Origin of the sequence: Marinobacter sp. M-5 (assembly GCF_032911545.1) — a bacterium.
GTDB lineage: Bacteria > Pseudomonadota > Gammaproteobacteria > Pseudomonadales > Oleiphilaceae > Marinobacter > Marinobacter goseongensis.
The window spans coordinates 18,061-40,864 of record NZ_JAWJEK010000003.1 but is presented as its reverse complement, the minus strand read 5'-3'; the positions used below and the strand labels follow the sequence as shown (position 1 = coordinate 40,864).

Annotated in this window: 18 protein-coding genes and 1 tRNA gene; 13 read left to right on the top strand and 6 right to left on the bottom strand. The window is 56.7% G+C overall.

What is annotated here, in order from left to right; translation table 11 throughout:
* Window positions 1-28 precede the first annotated feature (28 nt).
* The 11 genes from R0125_RS13305 to R0125_RS13255 all read left to right on the top strand — a co-directional run bounded on the left by R0125_RS13305 (window position 29) and on the right by R0125_RS13255 (window position 13,818).
* Window positions 29-2,413: an efflux RND transporter permease subunit gene (locus R0125_RS13305; RefSeq protein WP_248184822.1), complete on the top strand. Its 2,385-nt coding sequence runs from the start codon at window positions 29-31 to the stop codon at window positions 2,411-2,413.
* 184 nt (window positions 2,414-2,597) lie between these two features.
* Window positions 2,598-3,581 (top strand): TAXI family TRAP transporter solute-binding subunit, encoded by a 984-nt coding sequence (locus R0125_RS13300; RefSeq protein ID WP_248184823.1) that lies wholly within the window; start codon window positions 2,598-2,600, stop codon window positions 3,579-3,581.
* 85 nt (window positions 3,582-3,666) lie between these two features.
* Window positions 3,667-6,267, top strand: coding sequence for a TRAP transporter permease (locus R0125_RS13295; RefSeq protein WP_248184824.1), 2,601 nt, complete (start codon window positions 3,667-3,669; stop codon window positions 6,265-6,267).
* A gap of 159 nt (window positions 6,268-6,426) precedes the next feature.
* Window positions 6,427-8,352 (top strand): threonine--tRNA ligase, encoded by a 1,926-nt coding sequence (gene thrS, locus R0125_RS13290; RefSeq protein ID WP_317238508.1) that lies wholly within the window; start codon window positions 6,427-6,429, stop codon window positions 8,350-8,352.
* 2 nt (window positions 8,353-8,354) lie between these two features.
* Window positions 8,355-8,891 carry a translation initiation factor IF-3 gene (gene infC, locus R0125_RS13285; RefSeq protein ID WP_248184877.1) on the top strand — a complete coding sequence of 179 codons (537 nt, stop codon included), beginning with the start codon at window positions 8,355-8,357 and terminating at the stop codon, window positions 8,889-8,891.
* Between the two features lie 95 nt (window positions 8,892-8,986).
* Complete coding sequence (gene rpmI, locus R0125_RS13280; RefSeq protein ID WP_007151842.1) at window positions 8,987-9,178, top strand: 50S ribosomal protein L35; 192 nt, start codon at window positions 8,987-8,989, stop codon at window positions 9,176-9,178.
* 50 nt (window positions 9,179-9,228) lie between these two features.
* Window positions 9,229-9,582 carry a 50S ribosomal protein L20 gene (gene rplT, locus R0125_RS13275; RefSeq protein ID WP_248184826.1) on the top strand — a complete coding sequence of 118 codons (354 nt, stop codon included), beginning with the start codon at window positions 9,229-9,231 and terminating at the stop codon, window positions 9,580-9,582.
* A 152-nt stretch (window positions 9,583-9,734) separates the two neighbouring features.
* Window positions 9,735-10,733: a phenylalanine--tRNA ligase subunit alpha gene (pheS, locus tag R0125_RS13270; protein ID WP_317238507.1), complete on the top strand. Its 999-nt coding sequence runs from the start codon at window positions 9,735-9,737 to the stop codon at window positions 10,731-10,733.
* A gap of 59 nt (window positions 10,734-10,792) precedes the next feature.
* On the top strand, window positions 10,793-13,165 hold the full coding sequence (pheT, locus tag R0125_RS13265) for a phenylalanine--tRNA ligase subunit beta (protein ID WP_317238506.1): 2,373 nt from the start codon (window positions 10,793-10,795) through the stop codon (window positions 13,163-13,165).
* A gap of 4 nt (window positions 13,166-13,169) precedes the next feature.
* On the top strand, window positions 13,170-13,472 hold the full coding sequence (gene ihfA / locus R0125_RS13260; protein ID WP_213476749.1) for an integration host factor subunit alpha: 303 nt from the start codon (window positions 13,170-13,172) through the stop codon (window positions 13,470-13,472).
* Complete coding sequence (locus R0125_RS13255; protein WP_248184829.1) at window positions 13,453-13,818, top strand: MerR family transcriptional regulator; 366 nt, start codon at window positions 13,453-13,455, stop codon at window positions 13,816-13,818. The genes ihfA and R0125_RS13255 overlap by 20 nt, the downstream gene beginning before the upstream one ends.
* Window positions 13,819-13,923: 105 nt before the next feature.
* On the opposite strand, the gene R0125_RS13250 is transcribed toward R0125_RS13255, so the two are convergent.
* Both R0125_RS13250 and R0125_RS13245 read right to left on the bottom strand, forming a co-directional pair.
* Window positions 13,924-14,000 (bottom strand) — tRNA-Pro (locus R0125_RS13250).
* A gap of 121 nt (window positions 14,001-14,121) precedes the next feature.
* A complete protein-coding gene (locus R0125_RS13245; RefSeq protein ID WP_317238505.1) occupies window positions 14,122-15,765 on the bottom strand; it encodes an FMN-binding glutamate synthase family protein in 1,644 nt (547 codons plus the stop codon).
* Between the two features lie 200 nt (window positions 15,766-15,965).
* Between R0125_RS13245 and R0125_RS13240 the strand changes: the two genes are divergently transcribed.
* Window positions 15,966-17,555 (top strand): BCCT family transporter, encoded by a 1,590-nt coding sequence (locus tag R0125_RS13240; RefSeq protein ID WP_248184831.1) that lies wholly within the window; start codon window positions 15,966-15,968, stop codon window positions 17,553-17,555.
* A 76-nt stretch (window positions 17,556-17,631) separates the two neighbouring features.
* Here R0125_RS13240 and R0125_RS13235 read toward each other — a convergent pair whose 3' ends face one another.
* The 4 genes from R0125_RS13235 to R0125_RS13220 all read right to left on the bottom strand — a co-directional run bounded on the left by R0125_RS13235 (window position 17,632) and on the right by R0125_RS13220 (window position 21,433).
* Window positions 17,632-18,582 carry an alpha-L-glutamate ligase-like protein gene (locus R0125_RS13235; RefSeq protein WP_248184832.1) on the bottom strand — a complete coding sequence of 317 codons (951 nt, stop codon included), beginning with the start codon at window positions 18,580-18,582 and terminating at the stop codon, window positions 17,632-17,634.
* Window positions 18,582-20,102, bottom strand: coding sequence for an inactive transglutaminase family protein (locus R0125_RS13230; RefSeq protein WP_248184833.1), 1,521 nt, complete (start codon window positions 20,100-20,102; stop codon window positions 18,582-18,584). Before R0125_RS13230 ends, R0125_RS13235 begins: the two co-directional genes overlap by 1 nt.
* Window positions 20,099-20,893 carry an ATP-dependent zinc protease gene (locus tag R0125_RS13225; RefSeq protein WP_317238504.1) on the bottom strand — a complete coding sequence of 265 codons (795 nt, stop codon included), beginning with the start codon at window positions 20,891-20,893 and terminating at the stop codon, window positions 20,099-20,101. The genes R0125_RS13230 and R0125_RS13225 overlap by 4 nt, the downstream gene beginning before the upstream one ends.
* 168 nt (window positions 20,894-21,061) lie before the next feature.
* Window positions 21,062-21,433 carry a hypothetical protein gene (locus tag R0125_RS13220; RefSeq protein ID WP_317238503.1) on the bottom strand — a complete coding sequence of 124 codons (372 nt, stop codon included), beginning with the start codon at window positions 21,431-21,433 and terminating at the stop codon, window positions 21,062-21,064.
* Window positions 21,434-21,519: 86 nt separating this feature from the next.
* On the opposite strand from R0125_RS13220, the gene R0125_RS13215 reads away from it, so the two are divergent.
* On the top strand, window positions 21,520-22,803 hold the full coding sequence (locus tag R0125_RS13215; protein WP_317238502.1) for a DNA recombination protein RmuC: 1,284 nt from the start codon (window positions 21,520-21,522) through the stop codon (window positions 22,801-22,803).
* Window position 22,804: the final 1 nt, after the last annotated feature.

The window sequence follows — 22,804 nt, the reverse complement described above, 5'->3', positions numbered from 1 at the left end:
ACAGAACGGATAATAGAGGGGCTTTTGAATGTCGAACCCGAAGCACGACAAGGGCGAACATTACCTGACGACACCGAAGGCGGAGCCGTTCCTGGAACGTCTGATCTTCAACAATCGGGCCATCATCCTGATTGCGTTTTTTATACTGACACTGTTTCTTGGCTATAATGCCATCAAGATTCAGCCGGATGCCAGTTTTGAGCGGATGATTCCGCTTGAGCATCCATACATTGTGAACATGCTCGAACACAGAAATGACCTGGAGAACCTGGGCAACTTTGTGCGAATTGCGGTGGAGGTCAAGGAAGGCGACATTTTCACCGAAGAGTATATGGAAACCCTGAAGCAGATCACCGACGAGGTTTTCTACCTTAGCGGCGTTGATCGTTCCGGGCTCAAATCGCTGTGGACCGCCAACGTCCGCTGGGTAGAGGTCACAGAGCAGGGGTTCCAGGGCGGTACCGTCATTCCGGATAACTATGACGGTTCCCGGGAAAGCCTGGAGGCTTTGCGCCAGAACGTGCTGCGCTCCAACGAAGTCGGTCGCCTGATTTCGGACAATTTCCGCTCGACCATCGTGTACGCACCGCTGTACGAGAACAATCCGGACACGGGTGAGCCGCTGGATTACGGCGAGTTTTCCCGCCAGCTTGAGGAAAAAATCCGCCAGAAGTACGGCGCCGACAACCCCAACATCGAAATTCACATTGTCGGGTTTGCCAAGAAAGTGGGTGACCTGATTGAAGGTATCGGCTCCATTGCTTACTTCGCCGGTATCACCATCCTGCTGACCACGCTCTTGCTGTTCTGGTATTCCCGCTGCATCGCCGGCACGCTGGTCCCGGTGTTCTCTTCGATCATCGCGGTGTTCTGGCAGTTGGGTATACTCAAACTGCTCGGCTACGGTCTGGATCCGTATTCGGTATTGGTTCCCTTTCTGGTCTTCGCCATCGGTATCAGTCACGGCGTTCAGATAGTGAACGCCATGGCGTCCGAGGCGGCCAAGGGTTTCGATCCGATCACTGCCGCCAGGCTTGCGTTCCGGGCGCTGTACATTCCGGGTATGCTCGCTCTGATTTCCGATGCCTTCGGCTTCCTCACGCTGCTGTACATCGAAATTGACGTGATCAAGGATCTCGCCGTTGCAGCTGGCCTGGGTGTGGCCATCGTGATCATCACCAATCTGGTTCTGCACCCGCTGATCATGTCCTACATCGGGATCACCAAGGGTGGTATCCGTAACGTTCAGAACCGCGGCGAGAAACAGGATCGCAAGTGGCGTGTCATGTCTTACTTCGCCCATCCGGGCGTGGCACCTATCTCCCTGCTGATTGCCGTTATCGGCCTTGGGCTGGGCCTGTATTACAAGCAGGGCCTCAAGGTAGGCGATCTGGATCAGGGTGCACCCGAGCTGAGGGCGGACTCCCGTTACAATCTGGATAACGCTTACATCATCGATAACTACTCGACCAGCGCCGATGTCATGGTCGTTATGGTCAAGACGCCTGAAGAGCAGTGCACCCAGTACAACGTGCTGAGGGCCATGGACAATCTGCAATGGGAATTGCAGAACACCCCGGGCGTCCAGTCGACGGCATCGCTGGCAGATGTTTCCAAGATTGTGACCAAGGCGCTCAACGAGGGCAGCTGGAAGTGGTATGAAATTTCCCGCAACCAGACCATCATCAACGCGTCTATCCGTGAAGCTCCGGCCGGGCTGATCAACACCAACTGCGATCTGACGCCGGTGCTGGTGTTCCTCGAGGACCACAAGGCGGAAACCCTGCAGACCGTCGTTGAGCGTGTCGAGGAATTTGCCCAGGCCAACAGCAACGAGGAGCACACCTTCAAGCTGGCAGCCGGTAACGCGGGTGTTGAGGCGGCGACGAACGAAGTCATCTCCAGCGCGAAGAACATGATGCTGATCTTCGTGTACAGCGTGGTGAGCTTCCTGTGCTTCCTGACATTCCGCTCGATCCGGGCGGTGCTGTGTATCGTGGTGCCCCTGGGCCTGACCTCCATTCTTTGTGAGGCGATCATGGCGGTGTCCGGTATCGGCATCAAGGTGGCGACGCTACCGGTAATTGCGCTGGGCGTGGGTATCGGTGTCGACTACGGCATCTACATCTACAGCAAGTTGGAGAAGTTCCTGCTGGAAGGCAAGACGCTTCAGGATGCCTACTTCGAGACGCTGCGTTCCACCGGTAAGGCGGTCATCTTTACCGGCGTGACTCTCGGTCTTGGTGTGGTGACCTGGATCTTCTCACCCATCAAGTTCCAGGCAGACATGGGCTTCCTGTTGTTCTTTATGTTCCTGTGGAACATGATCGGAGCCATCTGGCTGCTACCGGCCCTGGCGCGCTTCCTGCTGCGCCCGGATCGCATGTTGGCGAAGGCGCGCGCATCGAAATAAGCGTTGCCTGAACCACCAAAAAAGCCCGCTTTGCGGGCTTTTTTGGTTCCTGCTCAACCGGTTAGGCAGCTAATGCATCCTTTATTTATCATCCGATGTGGTCTATGTTTCAATTCGAACCGGTAGTTTGTCCGCGATCGACCGTGGGCAATAAATGATAACGATGAGAAAAAAGGAAGATCCCATGACGCTAAAAATCAAGAGTTCCGTTCTCGCGCTTGCTGCGGCAGTCAGCCTGGGCGCGGCTTCATCAGCGGTTACCGCTCAGGAGCAGCGCTTTGTCACCATCGGCACCGGTGGTGTGACCGGTGTTTACTACCCGGCTGGTGGCGCGATTTGTCGTCTGGTCAACATGGACCGTAAGGAGCACGGTATTCGTTGTTCCGTTGAGAGTACCGGTGGCTCCGTTTACAACCTGAACGCCATACGCGAAGGAGAGCTGGACCTGGCTGTCGCCCAGTCCGACTGGCAGTTCCATGCTTACAACGGCTCCAGCGAGTTCGAGAGCGCCGGCAAGGACGAAAAGCTGCGCTCAGTGTTTTCTCTGCACCCGGAACCGTTCACCGTGGTAGCCAGCAAGGGCTCCGGCATCAAGACCTTTGAGGACCTGGAAGGTAAACGTGTGTCTATCGGTAACCCGGGCTCCGGTCAGCGCGCCACCGCCGAAGTGTTGATGAAGGAAATGGGCTGGGATGAGAGCAAGTTCTCCCTGGCGGCTGAGATCAAGGCTGCGGAACAGTCCCAGGCGCTGTGCGATGGCAATATCGATGCTTTCTTTTACACCGTGGGCCACCCCTCCGGTGCAATCAAGGAAGCCACGACCTCCTGTGACAGTGTGCTGGTCAACGTCGATAACGCAGCAACCAAAAAGCTGATCGATGACAATCCCTACTACCGCAAAGCCGTTATTCCCGGCGGTATGTACCGTGGCAGCGATGACGATGTGACAACGTTTGGTGTGGCTGCAACGTTCGTATCTTCCACTGATGTACCGGACGACGTGGTGTATGCCGTTGTGAAAGCTGTTTTCGAGAACTTCGACAGCTTCAAACGCCTGCACCCGGCCTTCGGTAATCTCGACAAAAGTGAGATGGTGACCGATGCCAACAGTGCACCGCTGCATCCGGGTGCTGTGAAGTACTACAAGGAAGCCGGCCTGATCGACTGATCTGTCTGCGCCTCAACACAGCGGGCCACGTGCCCGCTGTGTTGTCTCTGGGGCGATTAATCTTTCATGTAGCAGGAATCTTTTTATGGCAACAAGCGACCCGGCTAACGGGGCTGGTGTAGATGGCGGCAAAGTAGAGCAGATTCTGCAGACCGAGACCGGAGGCAGGGCCGCCAGTGGTAATGCCGCGATTGTTCTTTTTATGGTTCCCCTGGTCTGGTCGTTGTTCCAACTCTGGATAGCGTCACCACTGCCATATATCTTCAATTTTGGATTGTTCAATTCCACCGAAGCGCGGTCGATACACCTGGCGTTCGCGGTGTTCCTGGCGTTCTCGGCGTACCCGATGATCAAGGGGCGGAATGTTAACGATGTTCCGTTCTATGACTGGATTCTGGCTCTGGTTGCGGCCTTCTGCGCATCCTACCTTTACGTATTTTACGAAGCCTTGTCGTCCCGCCCTGGCCTGCCAACCACCATGGACCTGTGGGTTGCCATGATTGGTCTGGTGCTGTTGCTGGAGGCGACGCGCCGTTCTCTGGGGCTTCCGCTGACCATTGTCGCCGGCGTGTTCATTACCTATTCACTTGCCGGCCCTTACATGCCCGATGTAATTGCGCACAAGGGCGTGAGTCTCAACAAGCTTGCGTCGCACCAGTGGCTCGGCACCGAAGGGGTGTTCGGGGTAGCGCTGGGCGTCTCCACCAGTTTTGTATTCCTGTTTGTGCTGTTCGGCGCTTTGCTCGAGCGCGCGGGCGCCGGCAACTATTTCATCAAGGTTGCGTATGCGGGGCTCGGGCACATGCGTGGCGGGCCGGCCAAGGCGGCCGTGGTGTCCAGTGGCCTGAGCGGCGTGATTTCCGGCTCCTCGATTGCCAACGTGGTTACCACCGGTACGTTCACCATTCCGCTGATGAAGCGTGTGGGCTTCCCCGCGACCAAAGCGGGTGCCGTGGAGGTGGCTGCCTCCACCAACGGCCAGCTGACACCACCGATCATGGGGGCCGCCGCCTTCCTGATGGTGGAGTATGTGGGTATTTCTTATCTGGAAGTGATCAAGCACGCGATTCTGCCGGCACTGATCTCCTATGTGGCGCTGATCTATATCGTCCATCTCGAAGCCTGCAAGCTGAACATGCAGGGCATGGAACGTCTGAATCGACCGACGCTGGCGCAGCGCATGCTCAATTGGGTCGTGCTTTTGATCGGGCTCAGCGTACTGACCCTGGCGGTATACTACGGCGTCGGCTGGACGAAGGCCTGGCTTGGCGACGCTGCGATCTGGGTCCTTGGGCCCGTTCTGCTGCTGGTGTATGTCGCCCTGGTTGCCTACGCCACGCGTTTCCCTGAACTGGAAATCGATGACCCGGACGCAGCGATGGGCGAACTCCCGGAGATGGGACCGACGGTTAAAACCGGTCTTTATTACCTGCTGCCGGTGGTGGTGTTGATCTGGTGCCTGACTGTCGAGCGTTTCTCGCCCCAGTTATCGGCGTTCTGGGCCACGCTGTTCATGATCTTTATCGTGATTACCCAGCGGCCGTTACTGGCATTCTTCCGAAAGCAGGGCGCGTTGTTCGATAACAGCAAGACCGGCTTCGTCGATCTGGTGCATTCGCTGGCCACCGGTGCTCGTAATATGGTGGGTATTGGCGTTGCTACGGCGACTGCGGGCATCGTGGTCGGTACGGTCACGCTCACGGGTATTGGTCTTGTGATGACAGAGTTCGTGGAGTTCCTGTCCGGGGGCAATCTGTTGCTGATGCTGATTTTCACCGCTGTCATCAGTCTGATACTCGGCATGGGGCTGCCAACCACGGCCAACTACATCGTGGTGTCGACTCTTATGGCTCCGGTCATCGTCACGCTGGGCGCCCAGAACGGCTTGCTGGTGCCACTCATTGCCGTGCATCTGTTTGTGTTTTACTTCGGTATCCTGGCGGATGATACGCCGCCCGTGGGGCTGGCGGCCTACGCCGCGGCTGCAATTTCTGGCGCAGACCCCATACGAACGGGTATTCAGGGCTTTACCTATGACATCCGTACCGCCATTCTGCCGTTTATGTTCATCTTCAACACCCAGTTGTTGCTGATTGGGCTGACCGGGTGGTTCGATTTGCTCGTCACCATTTTCGGTGCCGTTACCGCGATGCTGGTGTTTTCGGCCGCGACACAGGGCTATTGGTTTACCAAGAGCTACAAGTGGGAAAGCCTGTTGCTAGTGCTGATTACGTTCACAATGTTCCGGCCGGGATTCTGGTGGGACATGGTGTACCCGCCGACGGACGAGCGTCCCGGTGCAGAAATCATGGAGTATGTGGAGACCGTGCCCGCTGACGACAACATCGTCTTGAAAGCGTCGGGAATGTCGCTGGACGGCAGCGATGTCACCACCTACCTCAAACTCGAGATTCCCGCGGGCGATGCACCGGAAGAGCGTCTGATGGCGGCCGGCATCGAGTTGCGGCCTGACGGTGAGCGTATGGCCGTGGAATTTGTCGAGTTCGGCAGCCAGGCCGAAGATGCCGGGATTGGCTTCGGGTGGACCATTGACGCGGTTCAGGTAAAACTCGATCGACCGCCGAAGGAACTGATGTTCATACCGGCCCTGATGCTCCTGGGGCTGCTCGCCTTCGGTCAACTGCGCCGCAAAAGCCGGGAAGACGCGCAGGTGGCAACGGCCTGATCAATCCGGCTGTCTCGGAAAACCCGGCGTTAACCCGCCGGGTTTTTTTCTGGTAAACTCCGCAGCGAATGCGACCCTTGGTTTGTGTCACGTTGTGTCGCCACCATGTGATCTTTGGTACGGATCACCGCTGAGACCTTTGCGCGTTAGGAGCACATCATGCCTGTTATTACCCTGCCGGACGGCAGTCACCGCAGTTTTGCCGAATCTGTTACTGTTCACGACGTAGCTGCCGATATTGGTGCTGGGCTGGCCAAAGCCGCCCTTGCTGGCAGGGTTAACGGTAAGCTGGTGGACACCAGCTACCCGATCGAAGACGACGTTGAACTGGCCATCATCACTGAGCGCGATGAAGAGGGAGTGGACATTGTCCGTCATTCCACCGCTCACCTTCTGGCCATGGCGGTGAAAGAGCTGTTCCCGGCGGCCCAGGTCACCATCGGCCCGGTTATCGATAACGGCTTCTATTACGACTTCAAGTTCGACCGCCCGTTTACCAATGAAGACCTCCAGCGCATCGAAAAGCGCATGGAAGAGCTGGCAAAGCAGGATATCCCGGTTTCCCGTTCGGTCATGTCCCGGGAAGAGGCGGTGAAGCTGTTCGATGATATGGGCGAGGAATACAAAGTGCGCATCATCGAGGACATCCCCGGAAATGAGGATCTGTCTTTTTACCGTCAGGGTGATTTCATTGATTTGTGCCGCGGCCCGCACGTGCCCAGTACCGGCAAGCTGAAAGCCTTCAAGCTGACCAAGGTAGCCGGCGCCTACTGGCGGGGCGACACCGGCAACGAGCAGCTTCAGCGGGTGTATGGCACTGCCTGGGGCAACAAGAAAGACCTCAAAGCCTACCTCCACCGACTCGAAGAAGCGGAAAAGCGGGATCATCGCAAGATCGGCAAGAAGCTCAACCTTTTCCACATGCAGGAAGAAGCCCCCGGCATGGTGTTCTGGCATCCGGACGGCTGGTCGCTGTACCAGGAAATTGAACAGTACATGCGTCGCAAGCAGCATGACCACGGGTACCAGGAGATTCGTACACCCCAGGTGGTCTCCCGGGCGCTGTGGGAAAAGTCCGGGCACTGGGACAAGTTCAAGGACGACATGTTTACCACTGAGTCCGAAAAGCACGACTACGCAATCAAACCGATGAACTGCCCCTGCCACGTGCAGGTGTTTAACCAGGGCCTGAAGAGCTACAAGGAACTGCCTCTGCGCTTGGCGGAGTTCGGCTCCTGTCACCGAAATGAGGCGTCCGGCGCCTTGCATGGCCTGATGCGGGTGCGTGGGTTTACTCAGGACGACGCGCACATTTTCTGTGAGGAAGACGCGATCCAGCAGGAAGTCTCGGCGTTTATCGAGATGCTCCACGAAATCTATAAGGATTTCGGCTTCACTGAAATCCTGTACAAGCTGTCGACTCGGCCGGAAAAGCGCGTTGGCTCCGACGAAGTCTGGGACAAGGCAGAGGCTGCTCTGGAAGAAGCGCTCAACCGCGAGGGTGTGGATTGGGAATTGTTGCCGGGGGAGGGCGCATTCTACGGTCCGAAAATCGAATTCTCCCTGAAAGACTGTATCGGCCGGGTGTGGCAATGCGGTACCATTCAGGTGGACTTTTCAATGCCGGGCCGCCTTGGCGCCCAGTATGTGGCAGACAATTCCGAGCGCAAGACGCCGGTCATGCTGCACCGCGCGGTGCTCGGGTCGTTCGAGCGTTTCATCGGTATTCTGATTGAAGAATACGAAGGCGCATTCCCCACCTGGTTGGCACCAACCCAGGTTGCGGTCCTCAATATCACCGATAATCAGCGTGATTATTGTCAGAATCTGGCGAAAAAGTGGGATTCTTTGGGCTATAGGGTTAATGCTGACTTGAGAAACGAGAAGATCGGCTTTAAAATCCGCGAGCACACTATTAATAAAGTTCCTTTTTTGATTGTTGTCGGAGACAAGGAAATCGAGAACAACGCCGTTGCGGTGAGAACCCGCAAAGGTGAAGATCTGGGAACTATGTCGCTTGAAGCGTTTGAACAGCTGCTGGCTGATGACATTCAACGCAAGGGCAGAACCAAAACGGAGAGTTAATTATTAAACAGCGAGCGAATCGGGGTCGTACACCAAAGGCACCAATCAATGAGAATATCGATGCAACTGAAGTCCGTCTGATCGATGCCGAAGGCAATCAGGTTGGGGTTGTTTCGATCGAAGAGGCGATAAGGCTGGCTGAAGAAGCCACTCTAGATTTGGTGCAGGTTACGGATTCCGATCCGATCGTCTGTAAGATAATGGACTACGGCAAGAAGGTCTTCGAAGACAAGAAGGCCAAAGCGGCTGCCAAGAAAAAGCAGAAGCAGACGCAGGTCAAAGAGCTTAAGTTCCGTCCAGGAACTGAAGAGGGGGATTATCAGGTCAAACTACGCAACCTGGTACGTTTCCTTGAAAACGGGGACCGCGGCAAGATCACGATTCGTTTCCGTGGCCGTGAGATGGCACACCAGGAAATCGGTATGAAGCTCATGGGTCGGATTGAAACGGACATCGAAGAGATTGCAACGGTTGAGATGCGGCCGAAAATGGAAGGCCGGCAGATGACCATGATTGTGGCTCCCCGCAAAAAGAAGTGAACCTGATCGGGTGATGATCCCCCGCGACTGCGGGGGATTTGTCGTTCAGGGGCACATTTTGTTTTATTTAAAAATAGAATGCGGAGTTTTAAAAAATGCCTAAGATGAAAACCAAAAGCGGAGCCACCAAGCGGTTCAAGAAAACCGCCACTGGCTTCAAGCACAAGCAGTCCTTCACCAGTCATATCTTGACCAAGAAGAGCCCCAAGCGTAAGCGTCAGCTCCGCGGTACCAAGCTGATTGCCAAGTCTGACGTGGCTTCCATCAAGCGTATGACGGCGTGCTGATTCAGCCGCTAACCATTCCTGAAAAGGTTTAAAGGTAGAAGGATTAAAGTATGGCTCGTGTAAAACGTGGCGTGGTAGCACGTCGTCGTCACAAGAAGATTCTCAATCAGGCCAAGGGTTATTACGGAGCGCGTAGCCGCGTCTATCGTGTAGCCAAGCAGGCGGTTATCAAAGCCGGTCAGTACGCATACCGCGACCGTCGTAACCGCAAGCGCGCATTCCGCGCCCTGTGGATTGCCCGTATCAACGCGGGTGCCCGCGCCAACGGCCTGTCCTACAGCCGTCTGATCGCTGGTCTGAAGAAGGCTAACGTTGAGATCGACCGTAAAGTTCTGGCCGATCTGGCCATGAACGAGCAGCAGACTTTTGCTGCCGTAGTTGAGAAGGCCAAAGCGTCCCTGTGATCGCTTAAGCTCTTTCATCGATTACTGATCGATCCGGGCGTCCCCATGTGGTCATGGAGACGTCCTCTAATAGGGGAAGGGCGCGCTCTTCCCCTATTTTTGTTTACAGAGATTTGTTTTCGTACTCCCATTTCTGGTTTGGAGCAGGGTCAATGGAAAACCTGGAGCAACTGGTTCAGGACGGGTTGGCTGCGGTAGAAGGCGCCGACAGCTTGCAGGCACTTGATCATATTCGAGTTGAATACCTTGGCAAGAAGGGTGTTATTACCCAGCAGGCGAAAACCCTGGGCAAGCTTTCCGCGGAAGAACGCCCTGCTGCCGGCCAGAAAATCAACGAGGCCAAGGGTCAGGTTGAGCAAGCCATCAATGCCCGCCGTTCCGATCTGGAGCGTATTGCGATCGAGCAGAAGCTGGCCGGTGAATCCATTGATGTAACGTTGCCGGGCCGCGGTCAGGACCTGGGCGGCCTGCACCCCGTCACCCGCACCCTTCAGCGTATTGAACAGTTCTTCGCCCGCGCGGGCTATACCGTGGAACAGGGCCCGGAGATCGAGGACGATTACCACAACTTCGAAGCCCTCAATATTCCCGGCCACCATCCGGCCCGCGCCATGCACGACACCTTCTATTTTAATCCCGGCACCCTGCTTCGTACCCACACCTCACCGGTACAGATCCGCACCATGGAAGCGGGCAAGCCCCCGTTTCGCATGATCTGCCCGGGGCGGGTGTATCGGTGTGACTCGGATATGACCCATACCCCCATGTTTCACCAGGTGGAGGGCTTGCTGGTTGAGCGGGATGTCAGCTTTGCCGACCTGAAAAGCACCGTTGAGGAGTTCTTGCGGGTGTTTTTCGAGCGCGATCTGAAAGTCCGTTTCCGTCCCTCATATTTCCCGTTCACCGAACCTTCCGCGGAAGTGGACATCGAGTGGGGTCGGGAGGCCGACGGCAGCATCAAGTGGCTGGAAGTGATGGGCTGCGGCATGGTGCACCCGAAAGTATTCGAACATTGCGGAATAGATGCCGAGGAATACCGTGGCTTTGCCTTTGGTCTGGGGGTGGAGCGCCTGGCCATGCTGCGCTACGGCGTTAACGATTTGCGCATGTTTTTCGAGAACGATCTGCGCTTTTTGCGCCAGTTCCGTTAAACCGCTTTTCACGGCAACCGATCTATCCGGCAAAACCGCATCAGGACAAGGCAAATACCATGAAATTCAGTGAGCAGTGGCTGCGCGAGTGGGTAAACCCGAATCTCAATACCCAGGCATTGATGGACCAGATCACTATGGCAGGTCTGGAGGTGGACGGTTTCGAGCCGGTGGCAGGCCAGTTCCAGGGCGTGGTGGTCGGTGAAGTCGTTGGGGTAGAGCCTCACCCGGATGCTGACAAACTCCGTGTATGCCAGGTGAGCAACGGCACCGACACCGTACAGGTGGTTTGTGGTGCGCCGAACGTGAGAAGCGGACTCAAGGTACCGTTTGCCGAGGTGGGCGCGACGCTGCCGGGCGACTTCAGAATCAAGAAGGCGAAGCTCCGTGGCCAGCCTTCCGAGGGCATGCTGTGTTCTGCCGCCGAGCTGCAGCTGTCAGAGGACCACGAGGGCCTGATGGAGTTGCCGGCGGATGCGCCGGTGGGCAAGTCACTCAGCGAATACCTGAAGCTTGATGACGTCACCATTGACGTGGATCTCACCCCAAACCGCGCTGATTGCCTGTCGATCCGGGGTATTGCCCGGGAAGTGGGGGTGCTGAACAGCCTGGTTGTGGACATGCCCGAGATTGCGCCGGTAGAAGCGGTGCACTCGGAAGTGCCTAACATCTCCGTCAAGGCGCCCGCTGGCTGCCCCCGTTACCTAGGCCGAGTTCTGCGCAACGTGAACCTTGAGGCGGAATCGCCGCTGTGGATGCAGGAGAAGCTGCGTCGTTCCGGTATCCGTTCCATTGATGCCGCCGTGGACGTGACCAACTACGTTATGCTCGAACTGGGCCAGCCCATGCACGCGTTCGATCGTGATCGAATCAGCGGCGGCATCGTGGTCCGGATGGCGGAGCAGGGCGAGAAGCTGGTTCTGCTCGACGGTCAGGAAGTGGCGCTGACAGCAGATACACTGGTTATTGCCGACCATGAAAAACCTGTGGCCATCGCGGGTGTGATGGGGGGTGAGAACTCCGGTGTTAATGCGGGCACCCGGGATCTGGTCCTCGAATCCGCCTACTTTGACCCCATTACTCTTGCTGGCAAGGCCCGTCACTACGGTTTGCACACCGATGCCTCCCACCGCTTCGAGCGGGGTGTTGACTATCAGCTAGCGCGAGACGCTATGGAGCGATGCACGTCGTTGTTGATAAGCATCGTCGGTGGTGAGCCGGGTGACGTCGTGGAAGTCATCAGTGACACGCACCTGCCGGATGCCAGAGTGATCGACCTCCGGGAGGGGCGCCTGGCGGACGTTCTCGGTCTCGCCATCGACCGCACCACCGTCGAAGAGATTCTCACCCGGTTGGGTCTTCACATCGACAAGCTGCTGAAAGACGGTTGGCGCGTCAGTGTGCCCTCGTTCCGTCCGGACCTTTCCATTGAGGAGGATCTCATCGAGGAAGTCGGGCGTATTTTCGGTTACAACAATCTGCCGGTCACCGAGCCTGTGGGTGCTCTCGGCCTGCGCGTGCAGGAAGAAGCCGTGCGCCCGGTTTCTGCGATCCAGAACTATTTCGTGGCCTGCGGTTACCAGGAAGCGATCACTTACAGCTTCGTGGATCCCAGGGTTCAGCAGCTTATCGATCCGGATCGTGAAGGGATCGCGCTGGCGAACCCGATTTCATCGGATCTGTCAGTGATGCGCACGAGCCTGTGGAGCGGACTGCTGAAAACGGTCTCCCACAACCAGAACCGCCAGCAACCGCGTATTCGGCTGTTCGAAACCGGCTTGAGATTTGTGAAAAACGGCGCTGGTATTGATCAGCAGCCCATGCTGGCGGGTGTCGTGGTCGGCGGTCAATTGCCTGAAAACTGGGCAAACGGTCGCAGAAACGCCGATTTCTTCGATGTAAAAGGGGAGTTGGAAAGCCTGTTCCGCCTGCTGGGGATCCAGGTCGAGTTTAGCGCCAGCCAGCATCCGGCATTGCATCCGGGGCAAACGGCGGAACTGGTCCGGGATGGCGAACACGTCGGCTGGTTTGGCACGTTGCACCCACAAGTTCAGAAAAATCTTGAACTTAATGGCACGATCCTGATGTTTGAGCTATTCTTGGAGTCGATCGTTTCGGGATATGTGCCTAATTTCAAAGAAATTTCAAAATTTCCGGAAGTTCGGCGAGATTTGGCTATTATTATCGGGAGCGATGTGGCGTTTGCGGATGTTGAGCGTGTGGCGAAACAGCACGCCGGTGAGCGCCTGACGGCCTTGCGCGCGTTTGATGTTTATGAAGGTGAAAGCCTGGGTGAAGGTAATCGGAGCCTTGCCCTCAGCCTGTTCTGGCAGCATCCCGAACGCACGCTCAATGAAGAAGAAGTGCACTCGCTCTTCAACGGTGTTATCGACGCGCTGAAGGCGGAGCTGGGAGCAACATTAAGGAGTTAAGCAGATGGCGGCTTTGACGAAAGCGGAAATGGCCGAGCGCTTGTACGACGAACTGGGCCTGAACAAGCGCGAAGCAAAGGAAATGGTGGAAGCTTTTTTCGACGAAATCAGAGGCGCACTCAGCCATAACGAACAAGTGAAGTTGTCCGGATTCGGTAATTTTGACCTGCGCGACAAGAAACAGCGGCCGGGACGTAACCCGAAAACTGGTGAAGAGATTCCTATTAGTGCGCGACGCGTAGTGACGTTCCGACCAGGTCAAAAACTAAAACAGAAAGTAGAGACGTATGCTGGAACCGAGTCATAACAACGAGCTGCCCACCATTCCGGGCAAGCGCTATTTCACCATCGGTGAAGTCGCTGAGCTGTGCGCGGTAAAAGCGCACGTCCTGAGATACTGGGAGCAGGAGTTTCCGCAACTGTCGCCGGTCAAGCGCCGGGGTAACAGGCGTTATTATCAGCGGGCAGACGTCATTACCATCCGTCAGATTCGCAGCCTGTTGTACGACCAGGGCTACACCATCGGCGGCGCGAAGCAGAAGCTGAGCAGCCACGAGGTTAAGGATGATACGTCCCAGTACAAGCAGCTGATCCGTCAGATGATCACTGAACTGGAGGACGTACTGGACGTGCTGAACGCGCCATTGCGCTGATGACGAAGAGCACATAAAAAAACCGAAGGTGAGCCTTCGGTTTTTTTATGTCTGAAGACGAATAAAGCCCGGAACCTTGCGGTACCGGGCTTTATTCAGGGATTTTGGTCGGGACGGTAGGATTTGAACCTACGACCCCTTGCACCCCATGCAAGTGCGCTACCAAGCTGCGCCACGCCCCGAAACGCTAATCCAGACTGTTAAACAACCAAAGATGGGAGTTATCTCAGTGGCTTAGCGGGAGCGAAGTCTACACCAGCCCAAATCAAAAATAAACAGCGTTTTGCCATTTTGGTTCAAATTTTAGCGCAACTTGGTGTCGCGCAATTGCAGGACGAATTCCGGCGCCCCGAAGGTGTGTGGGTCAGCGTCCCGCCAGTACTTGTCGAAGACCAGAAGCCCGGTTTTTCCCTCCAGAAGGGCGCCCGGCGCGAGGAAGGGCAGCAAGTCCATATAAGACTGCACTTCTGTTTTCGAGGTACGCTGAATAATGTGCTCAGGGCCCAGTTCGGAGGGGTGACGCAGTCCGGAGGCTTCCAGCAGGTTCTGCAGGGCGTCCAGTGTGTTCTTGTGGAAGTTGAATACCCGTTCGCTCTTGTCCGGCACGTCCAGTTTGTTGCCGCGTCTGGGGTCCTGTGTGGCCACGCCGCTCGGGCAGCGCCCCGTGTGGCAGTTCAGGGCCTGGATGCAGCCCAGCGCAAACATATAGCCCCGGGCAGAGTTGCACCAGTCGGCCCCCAGAGCCAGTGTGCGGGCGATATTGAATGCCGAGGTGATCTTGCCGGCAGCGCCAATGGCAATGTCGTCCCGGAGGTGGGTGCCCACCAGTGTGTTGTGAACCAGCAGTAAGGCCTCTTTCATCGGCATGCCGAGCCGGTTAATGAATTCCAGGGGTGCCGCACCGGTTCCGCCTTCACCGCCATCCACCACAATAAAGTCGGGCTTCAGCCCGGTCTTGAGCATGGCTTTGACGATGGCAAACCATTCCCATGGGTGACCGATGGCGAGCTTGAAGCCAACGGGCTTGCCGCCGGAGAGCTGCCGTAAGCGCTCGATGAATTCCAGCATCTCCACGGGGGTGCTGAATGCGGAATGACTGGCCGGAGAAACCACATCCTCTCCCTCGGCAACGCCCCGGGCTTCGGCAATCTCTGGTGTAACCTTTGCGCCGGGCAAAATGCCGCCGTGGCCGGGTTTTGCGCCCTGGGATAGTTTGAGCTCTATCATTTTCACCTGATCGAGGGTGGCGTTGGCAACGAACATGTCCTCGTTGAAACTGCCGTCCGGGTGCCGGCACCCGAAGTACCCGGAACCGATCTCCCAGACCAGGTCGCCACCGGGTTGGCGATGGTAGCGGGATATCGAGCCTTCACCGGTGTCGTGGTAGAAATTCCCTTTGCGCGCGCCGGCGTTCAGACTGAGGATCGCGTTGGCGGAGAGTGAGCCAAAGCTCATGGCCGAAATGTTGAAAACGCTCGCGCTGTAGGGTTGGGCACACTGCTTGCCGATCACGATGCGGAAGTCGTTGTTGGGTAACCGGGTCGGGCTCAGAGAGTGGTTCATCCACTCATAGCCCTCGTCGTACATTCCGAGTTGAGAGCCGAAAGGGCGCTTGTCGAGTACGTCTTTGGCCCTTTGGTACACGATGGTTCGCTGTTCCCGGGAAAACGGTCGCTCCTCCGTGTCGGACTGAATGAAGTACTGGCGGATTTCCGGTCCAATGGATTCAAGGAAATAGCGAACGTTAGCAAGAATCGGATAATTGCGGCTTACCGTGCGTTTGCGCTGTGTGACGTCCCACAGGCCCAAGGCCGTCAAACCCCCAAATATCAGCGGCAGCAGGTACCACCCCTGAAGATAAACCGCCAGGGGAAGGGTGATGAACAGTCCTGCTATGCTCAGCGCAAACGCGCTATATCTGACCGGGAACGTGGTGGTTTTCTCCATGATTTCCTCTGTTATCCGTTGACTATCTCCGCTCAGTGTAACGAACTACGGCTTGCACTGTCGTTCAGACTCCCGCTCCGACTGGGTCGACCGTGTCAAAATCACGTCTTTGATGTTTTGAGCTCAAAACATTAGACTTGCTTTTTCACGACCATTGAACCTTAATTTTCAGTAATCCATCCGCACAGGAGGCTCCAAACGTGGGCGACGTTGTAAAAGACGAGTACCAGACGGATTACGTCGCAGGCCAGGATAATATAAATCCTTTCGGCCTCGACCTTCATGCACCGGTATTCCCGATAACGGCGATACTGGTGGTTCTGTTCGTTATCGGAACGCTGGTTTTCCCCGGCGAGTCGAAAGACCTGCTTGATGGCACCAAGCTCAGCATCATCGAATCGTTTGACTGGTTTTTCCTGCTGAGCGCCAACGTGTTTGTGGTGGTGTGCTTCGCTTTGATCTTCATGCCGGTGGGCAAGATTCGGATCGGGGGTATGGACGCCAAGCCTGAATTCTCGACAATGTCCTGGTTCGCTATGCTGTTTGCCGCGGGCATGGGCATCGGCCTTATGTTCTGGGCCGTAGCTGAGCCGGTTGCCTACTACACCGGATGGTATGGAACGCCATTCAATACTGAGGCGAATACCCCTGAGGCGCTGGACATGGCCATGGGCGGTACCATGTATCACTGGGGCTTCCACCCCTGGGCGATCTACGCCATTGTGGCTCTGTCACTGGCGTTTTTCGCTTACAACAAAGGTATGCCGCTCACTATCCGCTCCGCCTTTTTCCCGCTGCTGAGGGACCGGGTCTGGGGCTGGCCGGGCCACATCATTGATGTGCTGGCTGTGGTTGCCACCATTTTCGGTCTGGCGACCTCGCTCGGGTTCGGTGCCCAACAGGCGGCTTCCGGTCTTGATTACCTGTTTGGCATTTCGTCCGGCATCAACACCCAGATGGCCATCATTACCGGTGTGACTGCGGTCGCGCTGATGTCGGTGCTCCGCGGCCTGGACGGCGGCGTGAAGATTCTCAGTAACTTCAACATGGCGCTGGCCGGTATTCTGCTCTTTTTCGTTATTTTCGCCGGCCCGACCATGGCGATCATCGAGACCTTGTGGGTGACTTCCTCCACCTACGTGGCCAACATAGTTCCCCTGAGCAATCCGTTCGGTCGTGAGGACGAAACCTGGTTCCACGGCTGGACTGTGTTCTACTGGGCGTGGTGGATCTCCTGGTCACCGTTCGTAGGCATGTTCATCGCGCGGGTGTCCAAGGGTCGCACGGTTCGTGAATTTGTCACTGCGGTACTGGTCATCCCGACTCTGATCACCGTGGTGTGGATGAGTGCTTTCGGTGGTACCGCTCTGGAGCAGATTCAGCAGAATGTCGGTGAGCTGGCAGCGAACGGCCTGACGGACGTGCCGCTGGCCATGTTCCAGATGTTCGAGGGCCTGCCGCTGACCGGTATCATTTCGTTTATTGGCATTGTGCTGGTGCTGGTGTTCTTCGTGACATCTTCGGATTCCGGCTCGCTGGTGATCGATAGCATCACCGCCGGTGGCAAGACGGACGCACCGACTGCACAGCGTGTGTTCTGGGTAGTCATGGAGGGCGCTATCGCGGCCGCCCTGATCTTCGGCGGCGGTGCTGACGCCCTGGGTGCCATTCAGGCCACAGCCATATCCGCTGGACTGCCGTTCACGGTCATACTGTTGATCATGACCTGGGGTCTGTTGAAGGGCCTTACCCATGAGCGAAAATTGCTGATGGCGGAAGGCAAGCTGTAACCCGCAGCTTTGTCTGACACAAAAAAACCGGAGCAGTTGCTCCGGTTTTTTTGTGTCAGAACGCGCGTTTAGCCCGTTAGCGACGGCTGGCGAAGATTTCCATGGCGTAACGCGCTCTGGCTTCCGGTGTGAAGTGGTGTTTCTTGAGGTTCTCGATCGCGTTCAGTCGCGGCAGCAGGCCGCGGCCATTGGCCATCTGAATGGCCAGACCAGGGCGGGCGTTCAGTTCCAGCAGCAGTGGACCCTCGTTCGCATCCACAACCAGATCCACACCCATGTATCCGAGCCCGGTGGCTTCGTAACAGCGCGAGGCCATGGTCAGCATCTCTTCCCAATCTGCGATGTTGATGTTCTCCAGGGCGAGCCCGGTATCCGGGTGCAGGGTAATGGGCCGGTTGAACTGTACCGAGTTAAGGCTCTGTCCCGTGCCGATGTCCAGGCCGACCCCTACGGCGCCCTGGTGCAGGTTTGCCTTGCCGTCAGAGGCTTTGGTGGCCAGTCTCAACATGGCCATCACCGGATAGCCCTGAAAGATGATGATGCGGATATCCGGCACGCCCTGAAACGAATACTTGGCGAGGCCCGGCACAGACTGCACCAGGCTCTCTACAATGGCGACATCGGGCGTCCCGGCGAGTGAGTAGAGGCCGGCGAGAATGTTGGACAGGTGGCGTTCCAGAAAGGCGGCTGGCACACGCATACCGGAGGCCTTGACGAATTCGTCCTCATCACGGCCGGTGATGACAGTGATGCCTTTGCCGCCGGAGCCTTTGGCGGGCTTGATGGCGAAGCCGGTCAAGTCCTCTGCCATGTCGCGAAAGTGGGGGATTTCGTGCTGCTGACGCACGACCTGCAGCAGCTTGGGCGTCTTGACGCCGTACTCCGCCACGACAAGCTTGGTTTTCAGCTTGTTGTCTACCATCGGGTAGGACGTGCGTTCATTGTACCGGGAAATGTAATCCACATTCCGACGGTTCATATTCAACATGCCCAGGCGTGTGAGGGCGCGGGGTGAAATCCAGTCCATCAGTCGTACACCTTCATCGGCGTGAAGCGCCGAAGCTCACTGAGCTTGTACCCGGTGTACTGACCCATCAACAGAATCAATCCCAGCACCACGAAGTGCAACTCGGGGAAGTTGAAGGTCAGGTGGCGTGACAGGGGCGCGTCCATCACCAGGAATGCGCAGACCGCCACAAACAGGCTGCCTGCACCCTGAACGAGCACCTCGTGGGCGCCTTCTTCTTCCCACAGAATGGACATGCGTTCGATGGTCCACGCAATAATCACCATCGGGAAGAAGGTCACGGTCATGCCAGTGTTAAAGCCCATATGATAGCCGGCGATACTCAGCCCGGCGGTGATGAAAATCACCAGAATAATCAGCGCGGAAATCCGCGACACCAGCAACAGATTGAGGCTGGACAGATAGCCGCGCATCAGCAAGCCGATAGCGACCACCGACGTGAACGCGATGAGCCCGGGCACCAGAGTGGTCTGGACAAAGGCGACGGCAATCAGCACCGGCATGAAGGTGCCGGAGGTGCGAATACCGATCACGATTCGCATGAAGGCAACCATCAAGGCGCCCAGGGGCAGCAGCAACAGCATGCGGAACATGCTCTGCTCCTCAATCGGCAGTTGGTAAAGGCTCAGGAAACCCAGGCCGTTCTTTTCCGATTGCATGGCGGCCAATTGCAGTGCCGGGATGGTCTGTCGCAGGATCGAGAAGCTCACATTAGAGCCGTCGCCCCCCACCACGTCCAGCAGCGACTCTGCGCCTTGGCGCCACAACAGTATGTTCTCCGGGAGACCCTGCTCGGCGGTTCGGGGATCAAAGGTCAGCCATTCCTCATTATTGTAGATCTGAAGGTAAGGGGTGAGAGCCTGGCGGCGGCGGGCGTCCTCAAGCTTCAGACCGTCAGCTGTGCGGGCCGGAATGCCGGCGTGGTTCAGCATCCGTACCAGCAGGTCCAGATAGTTGGTGCCGGCGACCAGAAGCGTGGTGTTCTGGGCCTGGTCATCTTCCGGCTGCATCAGGCGGATCAGTTCCCGCGTCATGCTCTCCGGAGTGCTGGAGCGCTCTTCGGCCTGTTGCAGGATTTCCCGCACGGCGGTGGCCTGGGGCTCTTCCCAGAATATGGCGATCGGCTTCGGTGCGCGCCGGGGTCTGTCGCGGTTGGCGTTGGGATCCGGGATGAATTGCGCCTTGAAGTACAGGGTCTGTTCACCGAGTACATTACGCTTGGACCACTCCGCGCGGCGACTCCCGCTCTTATCGACGACCGAAAACCCGTAACCGGGAGAGGCTGCCTGCTCCGACAGGATACGGAAGCCCGGGGACTGCTCCGGGATGTTCAGGCTGGCAAGCACAGGCTCACCGTTGGCCTCGAAGTTGATTCTGGCTTCCACCATCCACACCGGTTGTTGCTCACCGGTCAGCCATGGAATGCCCAGTTCAATATGCCGCCAGGTGGCGATGGAGATGCCAGCCACAATCAACAGAACGATGGCGGCAAAGAACGGAATGCGGGAACGTGCGGTCACGAGTCATCCCCGTTTTTCTGGGTGAGTGATTCCGGAAGTTCGGTGGCGAACTCTTTGCCGACATCAATCAGCATGACATCCCTGAGGATATTACGTCCGATCAGGACGGTGTGTGTCAGGTGGCTCCGGTTCGTCAGCGTGAATTCCGCGACTTGCTGGTGATCGCCAATGGCAAACTGAAGCTCGACCACCACGCGGCGGTCGGCCTCATCTGCGCTGCTCTGAATCACTTTCACCCTGCGGGAAATTTCCTTTTCCATGGTAACGAGATCTTCCGTACCTGGCACCGGCACATCGAAGCGAACCCAGTTATTGCCATCCCGCTCAAAGCGGGTGATGTTCCGGGCATCGAGCGATGAGGTTTCGGCGCCGCTGTCGATGCGGGCGTCATAAACCAGTCCAGGTCCGGCCAGATAGAACTTTTCGAGCTCGCCTACGATCACCTTACCTTTGAGCCGGTCTGCACGGCCTTTGGCCTGGGTGTCCCGAGCTGCAGGCGGACAGGCCCGCTGCGGCACCACCGGGCAGGTCGGTTTCTCGATTTTCTGCTCGATCGCTTCCAGGATCGTCTTGGTGGATTCGCTGTTGGCCTCAACGATTTTCCCGTGGCGGGCGTGAGCGTTGCTTTCCATGGTGACCAGTGTGGCCCGCTGAATCTGCACTGCCCCCTTCAAATCATCAAGATTGTCCTTGGGCACCATCAGATATCGATTCGCTGAACAACCGGTAAGCACAATCGAAAAAGCGAAGACAGCCAGTAGCTTCCCGCAACCAAAACGCTTTGAAAACATTTAAAACCCCTGAGCCTGCGAACCCTCAATTTACCCGCTTGGGCTCGCCGTTATGACCTGCAAACAAATGCAGTAAGATACTTGCTGCAGGAGTATACAACAACCGATCTGTGTGTTCGCTTTACAGTTGGTTAAGGGTAAGAATATTTTACGATTTTGGGGAGGATGTCAGGGTTCGTTAACGAAGTGGTGGTGTCCCAGAACATCCTCGGAACGCAGATACTCCTGAATGACCGGCGAGCAGTTCAGATAGAACAGTAATAGCTCCCTTTGGACGTCCTTATCCTGAATGCGTGCGGCATAGCGAATCAGCTCCCGGATCGCTTGATCGCCGGTGTCGCCGGAATTGTCGAAGGTCTTGCCATAGCGGCTCTTGAGCAGTTGGGTCAGACGCTCAAGGTGAAATTCTCCGGTGTGGGTGATGTGTGGCAGGAGCCTGAACCCCGCGCTGCCGCGGGCATCATGACCGCGGTTCTGAGCGCCAGCATAGCCAGAGCGCGAGAATTCCGATCCCAGTTTTCTCCAGAGTTCTTTTAACATGATGACTACCTGGACAGAACACATCGTTGTTTTAGTTTATATTACCGTCTGAGTCCATAAGTGGACGCAGCGCACAGGAGGATAACGTGCCCGAGGCCATTGCAGAAACCATCCGGAATCAACCCAGCATCGTCATTGTTATTGCCGCCCTGTTGTTGTTGGTTGGTTTGCTGATCATTCTGCTGCTGCGCAACAGCCGTGGGCAGATTGCCCGACTGGAAGCCGAAAATGCGGAACAGGCCCGCAAGCTTGATGCGCTGGTAGCGGAGCTGGGAGATGCCCGTATGGCGCTGCGGGAGCATGAGGTGACGCTGGCTTCCGAGCGGCGGGCCACGTCCGAGAAGGTCGCGTTGCTGGAGCGCAACCGGGATGCCCTGAAGCAGGAATTCGAGAATCTGGCGAATCGTATTTTCGACCAGAAAAGTGAGCGGTTCAGCCAGCAGACCCGCACCAGTCTGGATTCATTGTTGAATCCGTTCCGGGACCAGTTACAGGACTTTCGCAAACGGGTGGAGGATGTGTACACGTCGGAAACCCGGGACCGGCAGGCCTTGCGAAGTGAAATCAAATCGTTACAGGACCTTAACCGACAGATCACCGAAGAGGCTGCTAATCTTGCCCGCGCTTTGAAAGGCGACAAGAAGGTCCAGGGTAACTGGGGGGAGCTCATTCTGGAGCGGGTGCTGGAGCGTTCCGGCCTGCGCAAGGGCGTTGAATACGAAACCCAGGGCAGCTTCCGCGACAGCGACCACCAGTTGTTGCGACCCGATGTGATTGTGAACCTGCCGGACAAGCGCCATCTGGTTGTGGACTCCAAGGTGTCGCTGGTGGCCTATCAGCAATGGGTCAATGAAGAAGACGATGCGGTCCGAGGCGATCATTTACGCCAGCATGTGGACGCCGTTCGCACCCACATCCGCAGTCTGAGCGAGAAGGATTACAGTCAACTCAACGGCCTTCACTCACCGGATTTTGTGTTTCTGTTCATGCCCATTGAGCCGGCCTTTGTGGCGGCGTTTCAGCAGGACGAGAACCTTTTCGCAGAAGCTTTTGAGCGAAAGATTATTGTAGTAACACCGACCACCTTGCTGGCCACGCTTCGGACCATCGAGAATATCTGGCGCTATGAGCGCCAGAGCCAGAACGCCCGGCGGATTGCAGACCGTGCCAGCGCGGTCTACGACAAGCTGCGGGTCTTCGTGGAATCCATGGAGAAGCTGGGCACGCAGCTGAATACCGCACAGGGCAGCTACGATGCGGCCATGAACACCCTGACCCGCGGGCGGGGGAATCTTGTGTCACAGGCCAACCGCTTTGTAGAGCTTGGCGTTCGTGTTAAAAAAGAAATCGCAGATAATCAGCAGGAGTAGA

What these genes read in the sequence shown, in the direction of transcription:
- R0125_RS13305 (WP_248184822.1), top strand. Translation starts at nt 29, where the DNA reads ATGTCGAACCCGAAGCACGACAAGGGCGAACATTACCTGACGACACCG.
- R0125_RS13300 (WP_248184823.1), top strand. Translation starts at nt 2,598, where the DNA reads ATGACGCTAAAAATCAAGAGTTCCGTTCTCGCGCTTGCTGCGGCAGTC.
- R0125_RS13295 (WP_248184824.1), top strand. Translation starts at nt 3,667, where the DNA reads ATGGCAACAAGCGACCCGGCTAACGGGGCTGGTGTAGATGGCGGCAAA.
- thrS (WP_317238508.1), top strand. Translation starts at nt 6,427, where the DNA reads ATGCCTGTTATTACCCTGCCGGACGGCAGTCACCGCAGTTTTGCCGAA.
- rpmI (WP_007151842.1), top strand. Translation starts at nt 8,987, where the DNA reads ATGCCTAAGATGAAAACCAAAAGCGGAGCCACCAAGCGGTTCAAGAAA.
- rplT (WP_248184826.1), top strand. Translation starts at nt 9,229, where the DNA reads ATGGCTCGTGTAAAACGTGGCGTGGTAGCACGTCGTCGTCACAAGAAG.
- pheS (WP_317238507.1), top strand. Translation starts at nt 9,735, where the DNA reads ATGGAAAACCTGGAGCAACTGGTTCAGGACGGGTTGGCTGCGGTAGAA.
- pheT (WP_317238506.1), top strand. Translation starts at nt 10,793, where the DNA reads ATGAAATTCAGTGAGCAGTGGCTGCGCGAGTGGGTAAACCCGAATCTC.
- ihfA (WP_213476749.1), top strand. Translation starts at nt 13,170, where the DNA reads ATGGCGGCTTTGACGAAAGCGGAAATGGCCGAGCGCTTGTACGACGAA.
- R0125_RS13255 (WP_248184829.1), top strand. Translation starts at nt 13,453, where the DNA reads ATGCTGGAACCGAGTCATAACAACGAGCTGCCCACCATTCCGGGCAAG.
- R0125_RS13245 (WP_317238505.1), bottom strand. Translation starts at nt 15,765, where the DNA reads ATGGAGAAAACCACCACGTTCCCGGTCAGATATAGCGCGTTTGCGCTG.
- R0125_RS13235 (WP_248184832.1), bottom strand. Translation starts at nt 18,582, where the DNA reads ATGGACTGGATTTCACCCCGCGCCCTCACACGCCTGGGCATGTTGAAT.
- R0125_RS13225 (WP_317238504.1), bottom strand. Translation starts at nt 20,893, where the DNA reads ATGTTTTCAAAGCGTTTTGGTTGCGGGAAGCTACTGGCTGTCTTCGCT.
- R0125_RS13220 (WP_317238503.1), bottom strand. Translation starts at nt 21,433, where the DNA reads ATGTTAAAAGAACTCTGGAGAAAACTGGGATCGGAATTCTCGCGCTCT.